Raw genomic sequence first — 3,760 nt, 5'->3', positions numbered from 1 at the left:
CTCATGTCCACCCACCTTGAATCCGCCCCCGCCGCCACCGCGCTCGCCTCTCAGCCGCCCGAGCTGAACGTGGATGGCGCGGTCGCCACCATCCACCTGCGCCGGCCCGCCACGCACAACCGCATCGAACCCGATGACGTGGGCGTGATTTCCCGCTACCTGAGCGAGCTCAACGGCATGCCCGCGGTGCGCGTCATCGTGTTCCAGAGCGAGGGCAAGAGCTTCAGCTCGGGCTTCGATCTGACGCGGCTGGGCACGGCCGCCAGCGCCAATGGAAAGGCCGGCGAAAACCCGTTCGAACAACTCTGCGACGACATCGAAAATGCGCGGGCGGTCACCATCGCCCGGCTGCATGCGCCGGTCTATGGCGGGTCCACGGACCTCGCCCTGTCGTGCGACTTCCGCCTCGGCGCGCAAGGCATCCGCATGTTCATGCCGGCGGCCCGCCTCGGACTGCACTACTACGGCCGGGGCATTCGCCGCTGGGTCACCCGGCTGGGGCTGGGCGGCGCGAAGAAGCTGTTCCTCACCTCGCGAACGATCGACGCCGCCGAGATGCTGCGGATCGGCTACCTCGACGCCTTGGTGGCCCCCGAAGAACTGGACGCCGAGCTGCAGCGCTGGATCGGCGATCTGCTGGCCATGGCCCCCATTCCGCTGGTGTCCATGAAGAAGGTGCTCAACGAGACCGGGCGGCAGGAGTACGACGAGGCGACCGCCACCCAGGCCTTTCTGCACAGCCTGGGCACGAGCGATCTCCGGGAAGCCCTGGCGGCCTTCGCTGAAAACCGCCCACCCGTGTTCAAGGGCGCCTGACCGACATGACTCCCAAAGCCCAAGGCCCCCTGAAGGGCATGCGCGTTCTCGAACTGTCCCAGATCATGGCCGGCCCGGTGTGCGGGCTCATGCTGGCGGACATGGGCGCCGACGTCATCAAGATCGAGAAATTCCCCGCCGGGGACGACTCCCGAGGCTATGCACGGCCGGGCGACCCCGGCCTGGCGCCCAGCTTCCTGATGCTCAATCGGGGCAAGCGCTCCGTCGCCGTGGACATCCGCCTGCCACAGGGCCAGGAGGTGATCCGCCGCCTGGTCGCGCGGTGCGACGTCATGACCGAGAACTTCCGTCGCGGCAAGCTCGACGCGCTGGGCCTGGGCTACGACGACCTGCGGCGCATCCAGCCCGAGCTGATCTACTGCTCCATCAGCGGCTACGGCCCCCATGGACCGCTGAGCGACCAAGGCGGCTTCGACCTGGTGCTGCAGGCCTTTTCAGGCCTGATCAGCGCCACGGGCACGCCTGAAGGGCAGATCGTCAAGCCCGCCAACTCGGTCGCCGACATCAACGCCGGCATTCTCGCGGCCGTCGGCATTCTCGCGGCCTACATCGAGCGGCTGAAGACCGGCCAGGGTTGCAAGGTGGAAACCTCGCTGCTGCAGGCGTCCATGCAGCAGATGTACTGGTTCGCGGCGGCCTACTTCAACGACGGCACCATCGCCAAGCCCATGGGGACGGCCCATCCCCTGATCGCGCCCTACCAGACCTTTCGCTGCCGCACCGGGGCCATCGCCCTGGGTGGCGGAAACCAGGCCAACTGGGAGCGCATCGCCCAGATCCTCGGGCACCCCGAATGGCTGCAGGAACCCCGGTTCAAGAATGGCCGCAGCCGGGTGGCGCACCGCGCGGAACTGGAAGCGCTGATCACGCAGGCCCTGTCCAGCGACGACGCGCCGGCCTGGGTGCAGCGCTTCGACCTGGCCGGCGTGCCGGTGGGCCCGGTCAACGACGTGGGGCAGGCGCTGGAACATCCGCAGGTGCGCGCCACCTCCATGGTGGTGGACGTCGACCATGCCGACGGCGGAAAAACGCCTTCGCTGGGTTTGCCGCTCCATTTCAACGGCGCGTCTCCGCACGCCACCTCCGCCGCCCCCTACGTGGGGCAGCACACGGTGTCGGTCTTGCGCGAGCTGGACTTCGAGCCCGGGGAAATCGATGCGCTGATGACCTCGGGCGCGGTCTTTCAGCACTGAGCACGGCCCCGGGCCTGGTAGCGCGCCAGCACCGCCGCCGCCTGCTGCGCCAGGCGCTCGCGCAGCGCGGGCGGTGAGAGCACCTCGATCTCGTCGCCGAAGGCGAGCAGCTGCCGCGCGCCCTGCTCCACCGATTCGACGCGGATCGTCACCTCGTCGCCCACCGGGTCGCTGAACGGCACGCGCGCGTTCGCCAGCCACTTCAGGCAGCGCGGCGTCGCGCGCGCCCGCACCTCCACCGAACGCAGCTCCGATTCGAAGCGCGCGGCCGACGCCTGCCAGGTGCGCGCGAGGTCGAACGTCTTGGGCCGGCGAAAGGCCGCGCCCGGCTTGAGTTCCAGCAGGCTCGCCAGCCGGTAGGTGCGCACGCCATCGCCTTTCGGGGGCGCCGCGTCCACCGCGCGCGCCACCAGGTACCACGCGCCCGCCTTGAGCACCAGGCCCAGCGGCTCCAGCGTCCGCCAGGCCTTGCCGCGCCAGCTCTCGTAACGCACCTCGATGCGGCGCGCGCGCCAGACGGCGTCGGCCACCTCGCGCAGGAAGTTCGGCGCGTCCTGCGCGCGGTACCAGTCCACCGGGTCGATGTGCAGGCGCTGGCCCACGCGGTCGGCCTGCTCGCGCCACTCGCCCGGCAGGCTGGCCACCATCTTCAGCCGCGCCGAGGCGGCGGCCGCGCCCAGGCCCAGTTCGGTGGCCGGCCCGGGCAGGCCGGCGAGCAGCAGCGCCTGGGCTTCGGGCTCGGTCATGCCGGTGAGCTGGGTGCTCCAGCCCTCGCGCAGCTGAAAGCCGCCCTGGCGCCCGCGCTCGCCCCACAGCGGCACACCGGCGGCCGAGAGCTGGTCGATGTCGCGCAGCACGGTGCGCTCGGACACTTCCAGGGCCTGCGCCAGCGCGCCGGCCGTCAGGCGGCCCCGCGCCTGCAGCAGCATGAGGATGGAGATCAGTCGGCTGGCTTGCATGCGAGAGATTTAAACATGACACACCGTGTCAGGTTATGGGGTGGATCATCACCGCATCGTCTTTCAAGGAGCTTTTGCCATGACCGAATCCCCCTTCGTCGAGCTGCGCCGCTACACCCTGCACCCGGGCCGGCGCGACACCCTCATCGAATTGTTCGACCGCGAGTTCGTCGAGACCCAGGAGGCCCAGGGCCTGCGCGTGATCGGCCAGTTCCGCGACCTGGACGACGCCAACCGCTTCGTCTGGCTGCGCGGCTTCGCCGACATGGCGCGCCGCGCCCAGGGCCTGGCCGCGTTCTACGGCGGCCCGGTGTGGCAGGCGCACCGCGACGCGGCGAACGCCACCATGGTCGATTCGGACGACGTGTTCCTGCTGCGCCCGGCCTGGCCCGGCGCGGGCATCGACGGCGAAGCCCCCCGGCGCGCCAAGCCCGGCACCACCGACACACCGCCCGGCCTGCTGGACGCGGCCGTGTTCCCGCTGCGCGCGCCCGCCGGCAGCGACCTGCTGGCGCTGTGCCGCGAGGTGCTCTCGCCGGTGCTGCGCCAGGGCGGCGCGCGGCGCATCGGCTGGTACGTGACGGAGGCCAGCCCCAACAACTTCCCGCGCCTGCCGGTGCGCGAGGGCGAGCCGGTGCTGGTGGGCCTCGCGCTGTTTCACAGCCCCGCGGCCTTCGACGCCTTCGCGCGCGGCGGCGCCTGGGCGCGCGACGCGCAGCCCACGCTCGCCCCCTGGCTGGCCGGCCCCACCGAGACCCACCGCCTCACCCC

At 71.0% G+C, this 3,760-nt stretch carries 4 protein-coding genes; 3 read left to right on the top strand and 1 reads right to left on the bottom strand.

What is annotated here, in order from left to right; genetic code table 11:
- The coding region (locus AC3WPZ_RS27650) for an enoyl-CoA hydratase/isomerase family protein (RefSeq protein WP_492442549.1) at positions 1-816 on the top strand (816 nt) is incomplete at its 5' end.
- Between the two features lie 38 nt (positions 817-854).
- Complete coding sequence (locus AC3WPZ_RS27645; RefSeq protein WP_492442547.1) at positions 855-2,030, top strand: CaiB/BaiF CoA transferase family protein; 1,176 nt, start codon at positions 855-857, stop codon at positions 2,028-2,030.
- On the opposite strand, the gene AC3WPZ_RS27640 is transcribed toward AC3WPZ_RS27645, so the two are convergent.
- Positions 2,021-2,989, bottom strand: a complete 969-nt coding sequence (locus AC3WPZ_RS27640; protein ID WP_492442545.1) for a helix-turn-helix transcriptional regulator — start codon at positions 2,987-2,989, stop codon at positions 2,021-2,023. The two genes, AC3WPZ_RS27645 and AC3WPZ_RS27640, sit on opposite strands and share 10 nt — an antisense overlap.
- A 79-nt stretch (positions 2,990-3,068) precedes the next feature.
- Here AC3WPZ_RS27640 and AC3WPZ_RS27635 point away from each other — a divergent pair.
- Positions 3,069-3,760, top strand: a 692-nt coding sequence (locus AC3WPZ_RS27635) for an NIPSNAP family protein (RefSeq protein WP_492442543.1), incomplete at its 3' end; no start/stop codon positions are given.

This window comes from Hydrogenophaga sp. FW305-3-2-15-A-LB1 (assembly GCF_058787875.1).
This window is presented reverse-complemented; position numbering and strand designations above follow the sequence as displayed.

Excerpts from the sequence above, each read along its gene's own strand:
- AC3WPZ_RS27645 (WP_492442547.1), top strand. The coding sequence starts at position 855 with ATGCGCGTTCTCGAACTGTCCCAGATCATGGCCGGCCCGGTGTGCGGG.
- AC3WPZ_RS27640 (WP_492442545.1), bottom strand. The coding sequence starts at position 2,989 with ATGCAAGCCAGCCGACTGATCTCCATCCTCATGCTGCTGCAGGCGCGG.